Here is a 15618-nt window from a genome sequence, read left to right on the forward strand (position 1 = left end):
CACCGGGCGCTTCCCGGGGCGAATCTCAGGCCGGCGTGACGGCGCGCGAGCGGCGCATCGTCAGCACGTACTCGACCAGCGAGATCAGCACGTGCTTCGTCGACTCCCGGTTCCGGGCGTCGCAGGCCACCACCGGCACGTCCCGGGAGATCGCCAGCGCATCCCGGACATCCTGCGGGTCGTGGTACTGCATCCCGTCGAAGCAGTTGATGGCCACCAGGTACGGCAGCCGCCGGTGCTCGAAGAAGTCGATGGCCGCGAAGCAGTCGGCCAGTCGTCGGGTGTCGACCAGGACCACCGCGCCGATGGCACCCCGGACCAGTTCGTCCCACATGAACCAGAACCGGGTCTGGCCTGGGGTACCGAACAGGTACAGGATCAGGTCCCGGTCGATCGAGATACGACCGAAGTCCATCGCCACCGTGGTCGTCGTCTTGCCCGGCACCTGCCGGGTGTCGTCGACGCCCACGCCGGCCGAGGTCATGATGGCCTCTGTGGTCAGCGGCGTGATCTCCGAGACCGAGCCGACCAGCGTCGTCTTGCCGACGCCGAACCCACCGGCGATAACGATCTTCGCCGACGTCACCCGACCGCTCGGCGCGGGCGGGCGGTGCGACATGTCAGAGCCTGCGAAGTCCACTCAGCACCCTCTCCAGCAGTTCAGTGCCCACCGCGTCGTCGGAGTCGTCCAGGATGGTCGGCTCGTGGACCGCGACTAGGCCGTCCGTCGCCATGTCGGCGATGAGCACCCTAGCCACGCCGAGCGGGAGTTGCAGTCGCGCCGCGATCTCGGCGAGCGACTGCACACGTCCGTCACACAGCGCGGCGATGTACTGGTGTTCACGACCCTGGCTGCCGTTGCCACTGGCAGCGGTACGGCCGCGCACCGTCGTCTCGACGAGCGCCTCCAGGGCGATGTCCAGCCGGGGACGGGTACGACCGCGGGTCACGGCGTACGGACGGACCAACGCTCCGGTCGGCTCGTCACGATCGACCATCTCGCCGCTCACCTCCTTCGTCCCCGACACCGGTTGGCCCTGGAACGGAACCCGCCGTCGATGTCCTTGCCACCCCACCTGACCCACCGGTCAGCGCGTGGTCAGCCCATCATCCCCACAGCCGCACGCGGCTGTGGGGTCAACGCGTCGCCCACCCGGTCGACCAGGAGGGCCATCTCGTAGCCGACCTGCCCGACGTCGCAGCTACGGGCGGCGAGCACGGCGAAGGACGACCCGTCCGAGATGGACATCAGGAACAGGAAGCCGTTGTCCATCTCGACCACCGTCTGCAACACCGCACCGCCCTCGAAGCAGCGCGCCGCTCCCTGGGTAAGGCTCACCAGCCCGGACGCGATCGCGGCCAACTGGTCGGCCCGGTCACGCGGAAGGTCTCGTGACGACGCGAGGAGCAGGCCGTCCGCGGAGACGGCGACCGCATGCGCGACACCGGGCACCCGGTCGGCGAAGTTGGCCAGCAGCCAACCGAGATCCTGCGTAGTTGTCATCCTTGTTGCTCCTTCTGCCCGCTCCCGGCCACCGGGCCTGAGCCAGACTGCGAGGACTGCTGCCCTCCCGGAGTCACCTCCGGGCTGGTCGGGTTGCCGTCGGGCTGGGTACGCCCGCGCTGCACACCTCGATGGTAGGCGGAGAGTAGACCGCGGACCCCCTCCGGCGTACGGCGCTGGGCGGAGGCGACCGGCTTCTCCACCGCGCCGGGCACCAACTGGGCCATCGGCACCCGCTTCGGCAGACCCTTGCGGGTGGTCTCCGCGACCGGGACCTCGGTGGCCGCCGAGGCGGCCCGCCAGCCGTCGTCGGCCGCGGTCTGCCAGGGGCTGCCGGGCCGACGGGCCGTCAGCGGGCCGTCAGCGCGGCCGGGTTGGCCGGCACCGTTGGTTGTCAGCCCGTTGTCGCGGGGCACTCCTCCGGCCATCGGAATGTCTGCCATCGGTGCGTTACCTGTCGTCCCGGGTGCTGGTGTCTGAACGGCCCGGCCGGCGACGTCGACCGCGGAGAACTGCTGGGTCGCTGCGCCGTTCGTCGGGGCCGCGGCTCCGTTGGCGGGCGCGGGCTGGGCGGCGCCCTCCTCAGCGCCCGCCCGGCGGGTGCGGAACCACGCCGACTCGAGCTCCCGGAAGATCGGCAGCTCCATCGTCTCGTCGGCGTAGCGCTGCCGGTTCTGGGCCGGTGCGGGCACCGGCCGGACCGGTGCCGGCGGGGCCGGCTGGGCGGACGGCACGTCGGTGCGCGGCACCCGCGGCAGCTCCGTGGTCATGTCCAGGGCGGCGGCGAGGCGCTCGGGCACCGGCGGGGTGGCCGGCTCCCGCTCCGGCGCGGCCACCGGCGGCCAGGCCGGCGGCGCGCCCGGCACCTGGGCCGACGGCGCCGGGCGGCTCGGCAGCGGCGGCGCGGAGAACGGCTGGCCGGAAACCGGCGGCGCCGAGTAGGGCTGGCCGGAAATCGGCGGCGCGGAGTAGGGCTGGCCCGAGACCGGCGGCGCGGAGTAGGGCTGGCCGGAGACCGGCATGCCCGAGACCGGAGGGGCGGAGACCGGCGGGGCGGAGACCGGCGGGAGGGGCGGCGCGGAGACCGGCGGCGGGGTCCACTCCCGGGCCTCCGGGCTGCTCGGCAACTGCCGGGGGATCACCGGGTGCTGACCCGTGCTGTCCGGGTCGGCGTCGCCGGGGGCGCGCCGCTGCGGCAGCGGGTCGATCGACTGCCCGTTCGAGGTGCGCGGTCCGAAGGGCTCGCCGCCGTTGACCGCGCTGGCCCCCGTCAGGTCGGACCAGGCCGGCATCGACCGGACGGACCCGGCCGAGGCGGGCGTGCCGTGGCCGTTGCGCGAGGCCGGGTCGAACGTCCGGCCGCCCAGGGTGACCTGGTTGCCGGAGTGCCCCGGCCGCTGCGGCGGCGCGGGGGCCGACGGGCCGCTGTCGAAGGCGGCGAAGGCGCCCAGGGTGGGGGACGCCCCGGCCGGCTGCGGGCCGCCGGGCTGCGGGTCGGAGGCCGGCAGCCCGAACGGCTGCTGGACCCGGCCGGAGAGCGCGCGGGGCACCAGTACCGAGGTGGGCAGGGTGACGTCGGCGACGGTGCCCCGATCGGCGCCGGGCCGCAGCTCGACCTTGACCCCGTGCCGGGACGACAGCCGGGCGACCACGACCAGACCCATCATCCGGGAGACGGCCACGTCCACCTGCGGCGGTGTGGCCAGCCGCTCGTTCAGCTCGTGCAGCTGGTCGGCGCTGATGCCGATGCCCCGGTCCTCGACGTAGAGGGAGGAGCGGTCGCCGACGCGGCGGGCCTCCACCATCACCTGCGAGTCCGGCGGGGAGAAGGCGGTCGCGTTGTCGAACAGCTCGGCGACCAGGTGGACCATGTCGTTGACCGCGTGCGCGGCGACCTCGATGTCCCGGTCGATCACCCCGAACTCGATCCGGGTGTAGTGCTCCACCTCGGACTGTGCGGCCCGGAGCACGTCGATCAGCGCCGCCGGCTCGCGCTGGACGCGGGTGGAGTCGGCGCCGGCGAGCACCAGCAGGTTCTCGTCGTTGCGGCGCATCCGGGTGGCCAGGTGGTCGAGCTGGAAGAGTTCGGCCAGCCGGTCCGGGTCCTCCTCGCCGCGCTCCAGCCGGTCGAGGTGACCGATCAGCCGGTCGACCAGGATCTGCGAGCGGCGGGCCAGGTTGACGAACATGGTCGCGACGGACGCGCGCAGCGCGGCCTGCTCGGCCGCGGTCCGGACGGCTTCCAGGTGGACCGCGTTGAACGCCTCGGTCACCTGGCCGAACTCGTCCTTGCTCCGGACGGGCAGCGGCTCGGCGATCTGGCTGGCCACCTGGATCGGGGAGAGCTGGCTGGAGATCTGCGGGTCGCGCAGTCGGGCGACCGCCTGCGGCAGCCCGTACTGGGCGATGTTGAGCGCGCCCTGCCGCAGGTCGCGCAGCGAGCGGGCCATCGACCGGGCGACCAGGTAGGCGAAGAGGATGGCCAGCAGCAGCATGCCGAGCAGCAGCCCGGTCTGCAGGAACACGGTGCGCTGCACGTCCGAGCGAAGCCCGTCGGCCTGGCGGACCACGTCGCCGTCCAGCTTCGCCTCGACGGTGCGGATCAGCTTGGCGTTGGCCACCATGGCCGCGTCCCACTGGTCCGCGCCGAACGGCGCCTCGGCCATGCTGCCGTTGATGTTGCCGTCGATCCAGCCGGTGTAGTTCTGCGCCTCGCGCCGGTCACCGCCGGCGACGGTCTGGTCGTGCAGGTCCGCCTCGGCCGAGTTGGCGACCGCCTTGAAGCTCTGCAACGCCTGCTGCTGGCCGGTGCCGCTGGCGATGTAGTCGGTGCGCAGCACCGGGGTCAGCTCGCGCTGGATCAGCGCGCGGTGCACCACGACCCGGCGGACCGAGAGGTATTCCTTCTCGCGCGCGACGGCGGCGGCGGCCCGCATCCGGTCGCTCAGGTCGTTGTCGCCGGCGAGCTGGGTGGCGGAGTCGCGGACGGCGAGCAGGTCGTTGATCAGACCCTCGTACGCCTGCATCGCGTCGATGATCTTCAGCTTGCCGTTGAACACCTGGCTGCGGGTGCCGGGCAGGTCCTTCAGGTTCTGGTCGATCCCGTCGAGGAGGCCTTCCAGGCTGGCCGGCAGGTCCTCGATCTCGGCGCGCTGTTGCAGGTAGGGCAACTTGTCCTGGTCGACCCGGCCGTTGACCCGGTTGTACGCCTCCTGGTACTGCGCCCTGGGCTGCTCGCCGTTGGCCCCGAGCAGCAGCACCGCCGAGGTGCGCTCGTCCTGGAGGCTGTTGACCAGGTGGCCGGAGTAGTCGACGAGGTTGGCCAGGTCGCCCGAACGGTTGGCGTTGTTCAGGGTCTCCAGGTTGTCGACGAGGCCGCTGGTGCCGACGACCACCGTCGCGATGGTCGGCACGATCATGATGAGACCGAGCTTGGACCAGATCGGCATGTCGCGGAGCCGGCTGGCCGGCCGACGCAGTCGCGACAGGAAGGAGCCCGCCGTCTTTGGCCGTTTGCTCACGTCACCGCCCTCGCGATCACAGCGTCCGCGCGTTGCCCCGGGCAACGCCCAGCGACCGACCCGGCGGGTCGGACCTCCGAGATTCCATCACGCCGCCTTCCAAAGAGAAAGCCCAGGTTGGTCGTTGCCAGGGGTGTGATGAGATATTGATGCAATTTGCTCGCAATCCGTCTGGCCGGAGTCACACAAAGTAATGGATCATCCGCATCGCGTCGTCCTGCTCGCCGGCCCATCCGGCTCCGGAAAGTCGTACATCGCGCAACGAACCGGGCTTCCCGTCCTCTGCCTGGACGACTTCTACAAGGACGGTGATGACCCTACGTTGCCACGCCAGAATGACCTTGTGGACTGGGACTCACCGCGGTCGTGGGACGCCGGGGCGGCCGTGGAAACGATTGCCCGACTGGCCCGGCACGGAAAGGCCGAAGTGCCGGTTTATGCGATCGGCGCGGACCGCCGGGTGGCCACCCGGCCATTCGAGGTCGCCGGGTCGCCACTTTTCGTCGCCGAAGGAATCTTCGCCGCCGAGATCGTCGAGGAATGCCGACGCCGAGGGCTACTCGCCGGGGCGTACGCGCTGCGCCGCCCCCGGGGGACCACCTTTCTCCGCCGGCTGACCCGTGACCTGGCCGAACAGCGCAAGGCTCCGGGCGTGCTGCTGCGCCGGGGGCTGGCCCTGCTGCGCGCCGAGCCGGCGGTGCTGCGCCGGCAGGTGGGGCTCGGCGCCCATCCGGCCCCGGCCCGCGAGGTGCTGCGCCGGGTGGCCGACCTGCTCGCCGGCCACCCGCACCACCACTGATCAGCCCAGCAGCTTCGCGTACGCCGGTTTGATCACCTCGTCGATGATCGCCAGCCGCTCGTCGAACGGGATGAAGGCGCTCTTCATCGCGTTGATGGTGAACCACTGGAGTTCCTTCCAGCCGTAGCCGAAGGCGTCCACCAGCAGCGCCATCTCCCGGGACATCGAGGTGCCGCTCATCAGCCGGTTGTCGGTGTTGACCGTCACCCGGAAGCGCAGGTCGCGCAACAGCCCGATCGGGTGCTCGGCGATGGACGCCGCCGCCCCGGTCTGCACGTTCGACGACGGGCACAGCTCCAGCGGGATGCGCTTGTCCCGCACGTACGCGGCCAGCCGGCCGAGCACCGGCGGGTCGCCGGGGGTGATGTCGTCGACGATGCGCACCCCGTGCCCGAGCCGGTCCGCGCCGCACCACTGGATGGCCTGCCAGATCGACGGCAGCCCGAACGCCTCGCCGGCGTGGATGGTGAAGTGGAAGTTCTCCCGCTGGAGGTACTCGAAGGCGTCCAGGTGCCGGGTGGGCGGGAAGCCCGCCTCCGCCCCCGCGATGTCGAAACCGACCACCCCGGCGTCCCGGTGCCGCACGGCCAGTTCGGCGATCTCCTGGGACCGGGCGGCGTGCCGCATCGCGGTGAGCAGGGTGCCGACCCTGATCGGGGTGCCGGCCGCCGCGGCCAGCGTCGCGCCCTCGGTGAACCCGGCGACGACCGCCTCCACCACCTCGTCCAGGGTCAGGTCCCGCTCCAGGTGCTGCTCCGGGGCGAACCGCACCTCGGCGTAGACGACCCCGTCGGCAGCCAGGTCGAGCGCGCACTCCCGGGCGACCCGGCGCAGCGCGGACGCGGTCTGCATGACCGCGACGGTGTGCGCGAACGTCTCCAGGTACCGCTCCAGCGAGCCGGAGTGCGCCGCCTCGACGAACCAGCGGCCGAGCGCCTCCGGGTCGGTGCTGGGCAGCTCGTGGCCGACCTCGGCGGCCAACTCGACGATCGTCGCCGGCCGCAGGCCGCCGTCGAGGTGGTCGTGCAGCAGCGCCTTCGGGACCTTGACGATGTCCTCGTATGAGATAGCGACCATGGTCAGACCCTAGTCAGCCGGCGCGACGCCCGCCGATGGGACCGCCGCGCCGCGCCGACGGTGGCCGGGCCCTCCCCGCGTGCGCCCATCGTCCGGCGTGGTCACGTGGAAGTTGGCCCGGGCGTCGCGCCGCAGGTTGCGGACCCGCGCCCGGGCACCGGTGGTCGAGCAGCGGATCAGGCCGGGTGAGTGACACGTCAACCATCGCTACGATGGCCCGGTGGACGAACCCCGCTGGCTCGACGAACGCGGGGCGCGGGCCTGGCGCGGGTACCGCCAGATGCGCCGGCTGCTCGACCTGCGGCTGGCCCGGGAGTCGGACGGCCGGGGCGCCGTCGTCACCCTCACCGCGCAGGGCCGGCTGGCCGTCGAGGCCGCCGCACCCGGGCACGTGGCGGCCGTCCGGCGACACCTGATCGACCTGCTCACCGCCGACGAGATCGCCGCGACGGACGCGCTCACCCGCCGGGTGGGCGACCACCTGACCGACGAGGGCCGGTCGGTACGGTGACCCCGGTGACCGATCCCCGCATCGTCGACCGGCTGCGCTGCCCGGTCTGCTCGCAACCACTCGCGGAGGCCCTCGCCGGGACCGGCCGGGCGCTGCGCTGCCCGCGCCGGCACAGCTTCGACGTGGCCCGCCAGGGGTACGTCAACCTGCTCGCCGGCCGGGCCCCGCACGTCGGGGACACCGCCGAGATGGTGGCCGCCCGCGCCGACTTCCTGGCCGCCGGGCACTACGACCCCGTCTCCGCCGCGCTCGCCCGGGCGGCCCGCGACGTGCTGACGCGCCCGCCGTTCCACGCCGACCCGGGCGGGCCGGGCCTCGCCCCGCCCGACGGGGACGATCCGACGGGGGCGGCGGACGGGGCGTACCCGCTGGTGGTGGACGCCGGGGCCGGGACCGGCCGGCACCTCGCGGCGGTGCTGGCGGCGCTGCCCGACGCCGTGGGGCTGGCCCTGGACGTGTCCAAGCCGGCGCTGCGCCGGGCGGCGCGGGCCCACCCGCGCGCGGTGGCGGCCCTCGCCGACACCTGGCAGCGGCTACCGCTGGCCGACGGCAGCGTCGCCGTGCTGCTCGACGTCTTCGCTCCGCGCAACGGGGCCGAGTTCCGCCGGGTGCTGCACCCGGCCGGCGCGCTGCTGGTGGTCACCCCGGCCGGGGACCACCTCGCCGAACTGGTCGACGCGCTCGACCTGCTGAAGGTCGACCCGGCCAAGGCCGACCGGGTCGCCGGGAGCCTGGCCGGCCACTTCGACGAGGTCGCCGCGACGGTGCTGCGGGCCCGGCTGGAGCTGACCCGACCCGAGGTGGCCACCCTGGTCGGGATGGGACCCAGCGCCTGGCACGCCGACCCGGCCGCCCTCGCCGGGCGGACCGCCGCGCTGCCCGAGCCGGTCGGGGTCACCCTCGCGGTCCGGCTGAGCGTGCACCGCCCCCGCTGACCGGTTCAGGTCGACAGGTCGACCTCTTCCCAGCCCGGCGGCTCGTCGTGGTACGGCCCGCGCAGGACCACCGCCCACTCCAGCGCCCACCGGCGCTGCCCGATGGCGTTCGCGTCGACCAGCCCCGGCAGCACCCGGCCGGCCCGCTCCAGCTCCAGGTACGCCCAGTCGAGGCAGTAGTGCAGGTCCAGCAGGGCCGCCGCGTCGGCCGGGTGCTGGGGCGCGGCGAGGATGCGGGAGCGCCACTCGGTGAACGTCTCCCCTGCGGCGAGCTGCGGCAGCCGCTCCACCAGCCGGTCGTCCACCGGCATGGTCGGGTCGAGCTGCTTGGTCAGGCCGAGGACCCAGGCCAGGGAGAAGAGCGCGTCGTGGTGCAGCACGAACGACCGGTGGTCACCCCGGCCGCCCATCACGAACTGCCACTCGGGCGGGGTGACCAGGTCGACCAGGTGCGAGGCGAGCAGCCAGCTCATCGCGGCCTGCGGCGGCATGCCGAAGCACCGGGCCAGGATCAGGTGCAGCACCGCGATCCGGGCCTCGATCTCCACGGTCGGCCGCAGCTCGATCTCGTCGCCCGGCTCCCAGACCAGGGGGAACTGGCTCGGGGGCAGGGGCAGCCCCAACCGGGACAACTCGTCCAGGCTGGCCTCTCGGACCTCTCGCGGGTCGGGGGCGGGTATGCGCACGGCTCAGATCCCTGTCAGTCGCATCGGCTCAGCGCTGGTCGTCCCCCTGGCCTGGGAGAATAGCCGGTCCTGGTGGGCGGCACCACGGGCCCCCCGTCGCTCGTCCGGCTCAGCCGATCCGCTCGATGACCAGTGGCTTCGTGGTCGGGGCGGTGGCCGAGATCCGTACCGCGTGGGCCGCCTCGGCCAGCGCCGCCGGGATCCGGGCGGCGTGCTCGGCGCGCAGCTCGTACAGCGGCTCGCCGGCCCGCACCGGGTCACCGGGGCGCTTGTGCAGCACCACCCCGGACGGCACGCTCACCGGGTCCTCCTTGCGGGCCCGGCCGGCGCCGAGCCGCCAGGCGGCAACCCCGATCGCGTACGCGTCGACCGCGGAGACGAAGCCGTCCGCGTCGGCGGTGACCACCTCGACCTCGTTCGCCGTGGGCATGGGCGCGTCCGGGTCGCCGCCCTGGGCGCGGATCATCGCCCGCCAGGCGTCCATCGCCCGGCCGTCGCGCAGCGCCGCCGCCGGGTCGGCGTCGGGCAGGCCGGCCGCGTCGAGCATCTCCCGGGCCAGGGCCAGGGTCAGCTCCACCACGTCGGCGGGGCCGCCGCCGGCCAGCACCTCCACCGACTCGGTCACCTCGACCGCGTTGCCGACGGTCAGCCCGAGCGGGGTGGACATGTCGGTGAGCAGGGCGACGGTCCGCACCCCCTGCGCGCCGCCCAGCTCGACCATGGTGCGGGCCAGCTCCCGGGCGTCGTCGACGGACTTCATGAACGCACCGGAGCCGACCTTGACGTCGAGCACCAGCGCGCCGGTGCCCTCGGCGATCTTCTTGCTCATGATCGAGCTGGCGATCAGCGGGATCGCCTCCACGGTGCCGGTGACGTCGCGCAGCGCGTACAGCTTGCGGTCGGCCGGGGCCAGTCCCTCGCCGGCCGCGCAGATTACCGCGCCAACCTCGCGGAGCTGCCGGATGAACTCGTCGTTGGTCAGCGCCGCCCGCCAGCCGGGGATCGACTCCAGTTTGTCCAGCGTGCCGCCGGTGTGGCCGAGTCCCCGCCCGGAGAGCTGCGGCACCGCGCCGCCGCACGCCGCGACCAGCGGGGTGAGCGGGAGGGTGATCTTGTCACCGACGCCGCCGGTGGAGTGCTTGTCGACGGTCGGCCGGTCGACGGCGGACAGGTCCAGCCGCTCCCCGCTGGCGATCATCGCGGCGGTCCACCGGGAGATCTCCGGCGCGCTCATCCCGCGCAGCAGGATCGCCATGGCCAGCGCCGACATCTGCTCGTCGGCCACCAGCCCCGTCGTGTACGCGTCGACCACCCAGTCGATCTGGGCGTCGCTGAGCACACCGCCGTCCCGCTTGGCCCGGATGACGTCGACCGCCGTGAAAGCACTCACCGTTGAGTTCCTCTTCTCGTCCTCGCAGATCCCCGGCCCGCGGCCCGCCACCGCCCGGCTCAGCCCGCCCAGCGGACCGGCACCTCCATCGGCGGCTCGCCCTCGCCGGCCCAGAAGATGGTGCCGGTCGCGTCGACCACCACCACGCGCGGGGTGCGGGCGTGGCCCCAGGCGATCGCCTCGGCCGGGTCGCCCCAGCTCGGCCCCTCCTCCAGCACCCCGGTCTCGGCACCCTCGGTGTCCCCGGCCGACCGTTCCCAGTACGCCGTCCACACCTGCTGCCCGGCGGACAGGTCCGGGTGCACGAAGACGGTGCCCCGCCCCCGCCAGGCGGCCAGCCGGTCCGGCACCACCGGCACCGGCCGTTCGCCGGTCACCGCCTCGATGTCGGCCACGTCGAAGGCGTGCGGCAGCAGCTCGGCCATGCTCAGCGGGCCGTCCTTGGCCTCGATGAGGCACTGCGGGCCGCCCTGCTCCCAGAGCAGCTGCCGGCACCGGCCGCAGGGCATCAGCGGCTCGCCGGTGGCGTCGACGCAGGAGAGCGCGACCAGCCGGCCGCCGCCGGTGGCGTGCAGCGAGGAGACCACCCCGCACTCGGCGCAGAGCACCACCCCGTACGCGGCGTTCTCCACGTTGCAGCCGACCACGATCCGGCCGTCGTCGACCAGGGCGGCGGCCCCGACCGGGAACTTCGAGTACGGCACGTACGCGTGCCGCATCACCTCGGTGGCGGCGGCCCGCAGCCGCTCCCAGTCGATCTCCGTCATCCCACCATTCTCCTCAATCCACGCCCCGCCGCCCTCCGGAAGGGTGATCCGGTGCGTCCGGCGACGCGGCACGGGGCCGTCCGCCGGTGGCCCCGGCCACGGAGACGCCGGTGCCCGGCGGGATCCCCGCCGGGCACCCTGCGCCGCGGGCCTCAGCCCTTGATGTACGGCTTGCCGTCGGCGGCCGGCGCGCGGACCCTGCCGACGAGCCCGGCCACGGCCAGCATGGTCGCCAGGTACGGCAGCATGGCCAGGAACTGGCTCGGGATGCTGCTGCCGATCGCCCCGAGGTACGTGCCGAGCTGGTCGGCGAAGCCGAAGAACAGCGCCGCGAGCAGCGCCCCCGTCGGGCTCCACCGGCCGAAGATCAGCGCGGCCAGGGCGATGAAGCCCTTGCCGCCGATCATGTTCTTGGTGAACGAGTAGAGCGCCAGCGTGTACGACGCGCCGCCGATCCCGGCCACCACCCCGGCCAGCAGGACGTTGCGGTAGCGCAGCCCCAGCACCTTCACGCCGAGGGTGTCGGCGGCGGTGGGGTGCTCGCCGACCGCCCGGGTGCGCAGGCCCCAGCGGGTGCGGAACAGGGCGATGTGGATCACCAGCACCAGCAGCAGGCCGAGGTAGAGGAAGATGTTGCTGCGGAACAGCGCCGGCCCGAGCACCGGGATGTCCTTGAGCAGCGGGATCTCCCAGTTGCTGAACCGGGGCGCGGAGTTGTACTTCTCCGCGTTGGTCTGCATCAGCCGCTCGTAGAGGAAGCCGGTGATGCCGACGGCCAGCAGGTTCAGCACGATGCCCATGACCACCTGGTCCACCAGGTAGCGGATGGCGAACACGGCCAGCAGCAGTGAGATGAACGCGCCGCCGATCGCGGCGGCGACCAGGCCCACCCAGACGCTGCCGGAGAGGCTGCCGAACAGCGCGCCGCTGAACGCGCCCATCAGCAACTGCCCCTCGATGGCCACGTTGACCACGCCGGAGCGCTCGCAGAGCACGCCGGCGAGGGCGCCGAAGATCAGCGGCAGGGCCAGGACGAAGGTGCCGCGCACCATGTTGACCAGGGGCATGAAGTTCCGCCCCTCCGGGGCGGCGGAGACCTGCCAGCACAGGAACGACAGCACGAAGGCGACCAGCCCGACGCCGAGCAGCACGGTGAACCAGCGCTTCGGCACCCCGGCCATCAGGGCCGCGCCGGCCGCCGCGGCGATGACGCCGAACAGGATCGCCCCGATGGTGCCGTTGATCTCCAGCGCCGCGCCGCCCTCGGTCTCGCTGAGGGTGAAGCGGGCCTGCTGGTCGGTGGCGAGCGCCCCGAAGAGCACCGCCGCGAGGACGCCGAGCGCCAGCAGCACCGCGCCGATCCTGCGGGTACGGGTCCAGAAGCCCTCGTCGACCTGGGCCACGGCGACATCCGGGACAGCCATGGTTGACATGAGTTACCAGCCCTTCGCCAGGCTCGTCTGCAACCGGGCGGCGCGGGCGGCCCGGAGCTGGAAGATCGCCTTCACCAGGGCCGGCGCGGCGATGAAGATGACGATCAGCGCCTGGAGCACGGTGACCAGCTCCAGCGAGATCCCCGAGTACGACTGCATCCGGTTGCCGCCGGCCTGGAGCGCGCCGAACAGCAGCGCGGCCAGCAGCACGCCCCACGGCTTGACCCGGCCGAGCAGGGCCACCAGGATGCCGTCGAACCCGATCTGGGCGACCACCAGCGGGGTCAGCGCGTTCGCCGTCGAGCCGAGCACCATCTGGCTGCCGCCGAGCCCGGCGAGCAGGCCGGCGATCGCCATCATCAGCACGTACGTCTTCGAGACGCTGATGCCGGCGGTGCGGGCGGCGTCCGGGTTCGCGCCGACCGCGCGCAGCTCGAAGCCGAACGTGGAGCGGTTGAGCAACCAGGCGACGAACCAGGTGGCCAGCACGGCCAGCAGGATGCCGGCGTGCACCCGCAGGTCCTCGCCGAGCAGCCGGGGGAACTGGGCGGAGGAGTCGACGGGCTTGCTGATCGCGTCGGCCCGGCCGGGGTTCTGCACCCCGTTCTGGATGATGATCCAGGACAGGAAGTACACCGCGACGTAGTTGAGCATGATCGTGTTGATCACCTCGTGGGCGCCGGTTCGGGCCTTCAGGATGCCCGGGATGAAGCCCCAGACCGCGCCACCGGCCGCACCGGCGATCAGCGCGACGACCAGGTGCAGCACCGGGGGCAGCGGCAGCAGGAAACCGGCCAGCGCGGCCAGGACGACACCGATGGTGGCCTGGCCCTGCGCGCCGATGTTGAACAGGCCGCCCCGGAAGGCGAGCGCCACCGACAGACCGGTGAAGACCAGCGGCGCGGTGTAGGTCAGCGTCTCGGAGATCGGGCTGAGCGCCGCGGTGAACCCGGACGCCTCCGGGTCGAAGATCGCGCCCTTGAACAGGTTCGCGTACGCCTCGCTGACCACCGTCCAGCTCGCGCTCAGCGCGTCAGCCGGGCGGGCGGTGATGTAGCCGTAGGTGGCCAGCACGTCCGGGTCCGACACGATGATCAGCACGGCGCCGACGAGCATCGCCAGCAGCACCGCGAGCACCGTGACGGTGACCGTGTTGGCCGCCCAGAGGTTGTCCAGGAACAGCCGGCCCAGCGAGGGGCGGGCCGTCGGCTCCGGCCGCTTCGGGGCGGTGGCGGTGGCGGCCCGGTCGGTCCCGCCGGCCGCGGCCCGCGCCGCCTCGGTCGCCGGGTCCTTGTCGGGGGAGCCCGACACGGGGTCCTTGTCGGGGGAGCCCGACGCCGGGTTGGGGTTGCTCATGCCTCGTCCTCGCTACCGGGGCCCTCGGGGGCCGGGGTCGCCGCGTCGGCGGCCGGGGCGCTGTGGCCGGCGGCCGGGGCGGCGGCTTCGGTGGCCGTTTCGGGGGTGACGCCGGCCATCAGCAGGCCGATCTCCTCACGCGGGGTGTCCGGGCCGACGATGCCGATGATCCGGCCCCGGTACATCACCACGATCCGGTCGGCCAGGCCGATCACCTCGTCCAGTTCGCTGGAGACGACCAGGACGGCGGTGCCCACGTCCCGCTCCCGGATCACCCGGGAGTGGATGAACTCGATGGAGCCGACGTCGACGCCACGGGTCGGCTGGGCGGCGATGAAGAGCTTCAGCGGCCGGGACAGCTCCCGGGCCACGATCACCTTCTGCTGGTTGCCGCCGGAGAGGGTGCCGACGGCCGCGTCGGCCGACGGGGTCCGGACGTCGAACTGCTCGATCCGCTCCCGCGCCGACTTCGCGATGGCGTCCGGCTTCAACGACAGGCCCTTGCCGAACGGCGGCCGGTCGTAGATGTCCAGCACCAGGTTCTCGGCGACGGAGAACTCCTTGACCAGCCCGTCGACGCTGCGGTCCTCGGGGACGTAGCCGACCCCGGCGCGCAGCACCTTCTTGGTCGGCCAGCCGTGCACCTGCTGGCCGTCCAGGGTGACCGTGCCGGCGAGGAGCGGGCGCAGGCCCATGATGGCCTCGATCAGTTCGGTCTGGCCGTTGCCCTGTACGCCCGCCACGCCGAGCACCTCGCCCGCGTGGACGGTCAGGTCGACCCCGTCGACGGCACGGATCCGCCGGTCGTCGTCGACGACCAGGCCGGCGACCTCCAGGATCGGCCGGCCCGGGGCGGCCGGCTGCTTGTCCACGGTCAGCCGGACGCTGCGGCCCACCATCTTGGCGGCCAACTCGTCCCGGCTCGCGGTCGGCGAGGCGGTGCCCACGGTCTTCCCGCGCCGGATCACGGTGATCCGGTCGGCGATGGCCTTGACCTCGCCGAGCTTGTGGGTGATGAAGACGATCGACTTGCCGGCGGCCTTGAGCGACCGCATGACCGTGAGCAGTTCCTCGGTCTCCTGCGGGGTGAGCACGGCGGTCGGCTCGTCGAGGATCAGCAGGTCGACGTCGCGGGTGAGGGCCTTGACGATCTCCACCCGCTGCTGGATGCCGACCGGCAGGTCCTCGATCACCGCGTCCGGGTCGACCCGCAGGTTGTACCGCTCGGAGACCTCGGCGACCTCGCGCCGGGCCCGCCGCCGGTCCAGGAAGCCGGCGATGCCGCCCCGGACCTGCTCGGCGCCGAGCATGACGTTCTCGGCCACGGTGAAGACCGGCACCAGCATGAAGTGCTGGTGCACCATGCCGATCCCGGCCGCGATCGCGTCCGACGGGCCCTTCAGCTTCAGCGGCTTCCCGTCGACCAGGATCTCGCCCTCGTCGGGCTGGTAGAGCCCGTACAGCACGTTCATCAGGGTCGACTTGCCGGCGCCATTCTCGCCGAGCAGGGCGTGAATCTCACCGGGCTCCACCGTCAGGTCGATGTGGTCGTTGGCGACCAGATCACCGAATCGCTTGGTGATGCCGCGCAGTTCGAGTCTCAGCGCAACCTCCTGGAGTGCGAGCGATGGTGCGGCGG

At 72.9% G+C, this 15618-nt stretch carries 14 protein-coding genes and 1 pseudogene; 3 read left to right on the forward strand and 12 right to left on the reverse strand.

Translation table 11 applies throughout. The annotated features are described in order from the left end of the window. Positions 1 to 25 precede the first annotated feature (25 nt). The 4 genes from OOK41_RS29680 to OOK41_RS29695 form a co-directional block, all read right to left on the reverse strand. The gene (locus OOK41_RS29680) at positions 26 to 619 is read right to left on the reverse strand and encodes an ATP/GTP-binding protein (protein ID WP_117671057.1); all 594 of its coding nucleotides are present in this window, start codon (positions 617 to 619) and stop codon (positions 26 to 28) included. Position 620: 1 nt separating this feature from the next. Beyond that, entirely contained in the window at positions 621 to 998 is a 378-nt protein-coding gene (locus tag OOK41_RS29685) for a DUF742 domain-containing protein (RefSeq protein ID WP_117671196.1), read from the reverse strand. A 101-nt stretch (positions 999 to 1099) separates the two neighbouring features. Next, positions 1100 to 1504: a roadblock/LC7 domain-containing protein gene (locus tag OOK41_RS29690; RefSeq protein ID WP_117671056.1), complete on the reverse strand. Its 405-nt coding sequence runs from the start codon at positions 1502 to 1504 to the stop codon at positions 1100 to 1102. Further along, a complete protein-coding gene (locus OOK41_RS29695; RefSeq protein ID WP_266267479.1) occupies positions 1501 to 5025 on the reverse strand; it encodes a nitrate- and nitrite sensing domain-containing protein in 3525 nt (1174 codons plus the stop codon). Before OOK41_RS29695 ends, OOK41_RS29690 begins: the two co-directional genes overlap by 4 nt. Before the next feature lie 427 nt (positions 5026 to 5452). Between OOK41_RS29695 and OOK41_RS29700 the strand changes: the two genes are divergently transcribed. Next, positions 5453 to 5824, forward strand: a complete 372-nt coding sequence (locus OOK41_RS29700) for a hypothetical protein (protein WP_243640000.1) — start codon at positions 5453 to 5455, stop codon at positions 5822 to 5824. Here the strand turns inward: OOK41_RS29700 and OOK41_RS29705 are convergent, their stop codons facing one another. Then, positions 5825 to 6901: an adenosine deaminase gene (locus OOK41_RS29705; protein WP_117671043.1), complete on the reverse strand. Its 1077-nt coding sequence runs from the start codon at positions 6899 to 6901 to the stop codon at positions 5825 to 5827. Positions 6902 to 6991: 90 nt separating this feature from the next. Further along, positions 6992 to 7084 (reverse strand): annotated as a pseudogene (locus OOK41_RS31990) (PPOX class F420-dependent oxidoreductase); the annotation flags it as partial. A gap of 37 nt (positions 7085 to 7121) precedes the next feature. On the opposite strand from OOK41_RS31990, the gene OOK41_RS29710 reads away from it, so the two are divergent. Both OOK41_RS29710 and OOK41_RS29715 read left to right on the forward strand, forming a co-directional pair. Next, the gene (locus OOK41_RS29710; protein ID WP_266267480.1) at positions 7122 to 7412 is read left to right on the forward strand and encodes a hypothetical protein; all 291 of its coding nucleotides are present in this window, start codon (positions 7122 to 7124) and stop codon (positions 7410 to 7412) included. A gap of 5 nt (positions 7413 to 7417) precedes the next feature. Further along, a complete protein-coding gene (locus OOK41_RS29715; protein WP_266267481.1) occupies positions 7418 to 8347 on the forward strand; it encodes a putative RNA methyltransferase in 930 nt (309 codons plus the stop codon). Between the two features lie 5 nt (positions 8348 to 8352). Here the strand turns inward: OOK41_RS29715 and OOK41_RS29720 are convergent, their stop codons facing one another. From OOK41_RS29720 to OOK41_RS29745, 6 genes are all read right to left on the reverse strand, one after another. Next, a complete protein-coding gene (locus OOK41_RS29720) occupies positions 8353 to 9033 on the reverse strand; it encodes a DUF4272 domain-containing protein (protein WP_266267482.1) in 681 nt (226 codons plus the stop codon). Between the two features lie 109 nt (positions 9034 to 9142). Then, positions 9143 to 10423, reverse strand: a complete 1281-nt coding sequence (locus OOK41_RS29725; RefSeq protein ID WP_117671037.1) for a thymidine phosphorylase — start codon at positions 10421 to 10423, stop codon at positions 9143 to 9145. A 59-nt stretch (positions 10424 to 10482) separates the two neighbouring features. Next, positions 10483 to 11190, reverse strand: coding sequence for a cytidine deaminase (locus tag OOK41_RS29730; RefSeq protein ID WP_117671035.1), 708 nt, complete (start codon positions 11188 to 11190; stop codon positions 10483 to 10485). A gap of 152 nt (positions 11191 to 11342) precedes the next feature. Further along, positions 11343 to 12623, reverse strand: coding sequence for an ABC transporter permease (locus tag OOK41_RS29735; RefSeq protein ID WP_117671033.1), 1281 nt, complete (start codon positions 12621 to 12623; stop codon positions 11343 to 11345). 3 nt (positions 12624 to 12626) lie between these two features. Continuing rightward, positions 12627 to 13979, reverse strand: a complete 1353-nt coding sequence (locus OOK41_RS29740) for an ABC transporter permease (protein ID WP_117671031.1) — start codon at positions 13977 to 13979, stop codon at positions 12627 to 12629. Then, a complete protein-coding gene (locus OOK41_RS29745) occupies positions 13976 to 15583 on the reverse strand; it encodes an ABC transporter ATP-binding protein (protein ID WP_266268039.1) in 1608 nt (535 codons plus the stop codon). Before OOK41_RS29745 ends, OOK41_RS29740 begins: the two co-directional genes overlap by 4 nt. Positions 15584 to 15618 lie beyond the last annotated feature (35 nt).

The organism is Micromonospora sp. NBC_01655 (assembly GCF_026339755.1).
Taxonomy (GTDB): Bacteria; Actinomycetota; Actinomycetes; order Mycobacteriales; family Micromonosporaceae; genus Micromonospora.

Coding starts and splice junctions, on each gene's coding strand:
- OOK41_RS29680 (WP_117671057.1), bottom strand. CDS start 619: ATGTCGCACCGCCCGCCCGCGCCGAGCGGTCGGGTGACGTCGGCGAAG.
- OOK41_RS29685 (WP_117671196.1), bottom strand. CDS start 998: ATGGTCGATCGTGACGAGCCGACCGGAGCGTTGGTCCGTCCGTACGCC.
- OOK41_RS29690 (WP_117671056.1), bottom strand. CDS start 1,504: ATGACAACTACGCAGGATCTCGGTTGGCTGCTGGCCAACTTCGCCGAC.
- OOK41_RS29705 (WP_117671043.1), bottom strand. CDS start 6,901: ATGGTCGCTATCTCATACGAGGACATCGTCAAGGTCCCGAAGGCGCTG.
- OOK41_RS29730 (WP_117671035.1), bottom strand. CDS start 11,190: ATGACGGAGATCGACTGGGAGCGGCTGCGGGCCGCCGCCACCGAGGTG.
- OOK41_RS29735 (WP_117671033.1), bottom strand. CDS start 12,623: ATGTCAACCATGGCTGTCCCGGATGTCGCCGTGGCCCAGGTCGACGAG.
- OOK41_RS29740 (WP_117671031.1), bottom strand. CDS start 13,979: ATGAGCAACCCCAACCCGGCGTCGGGCTCCCCCGACAAGGACCCCGTG.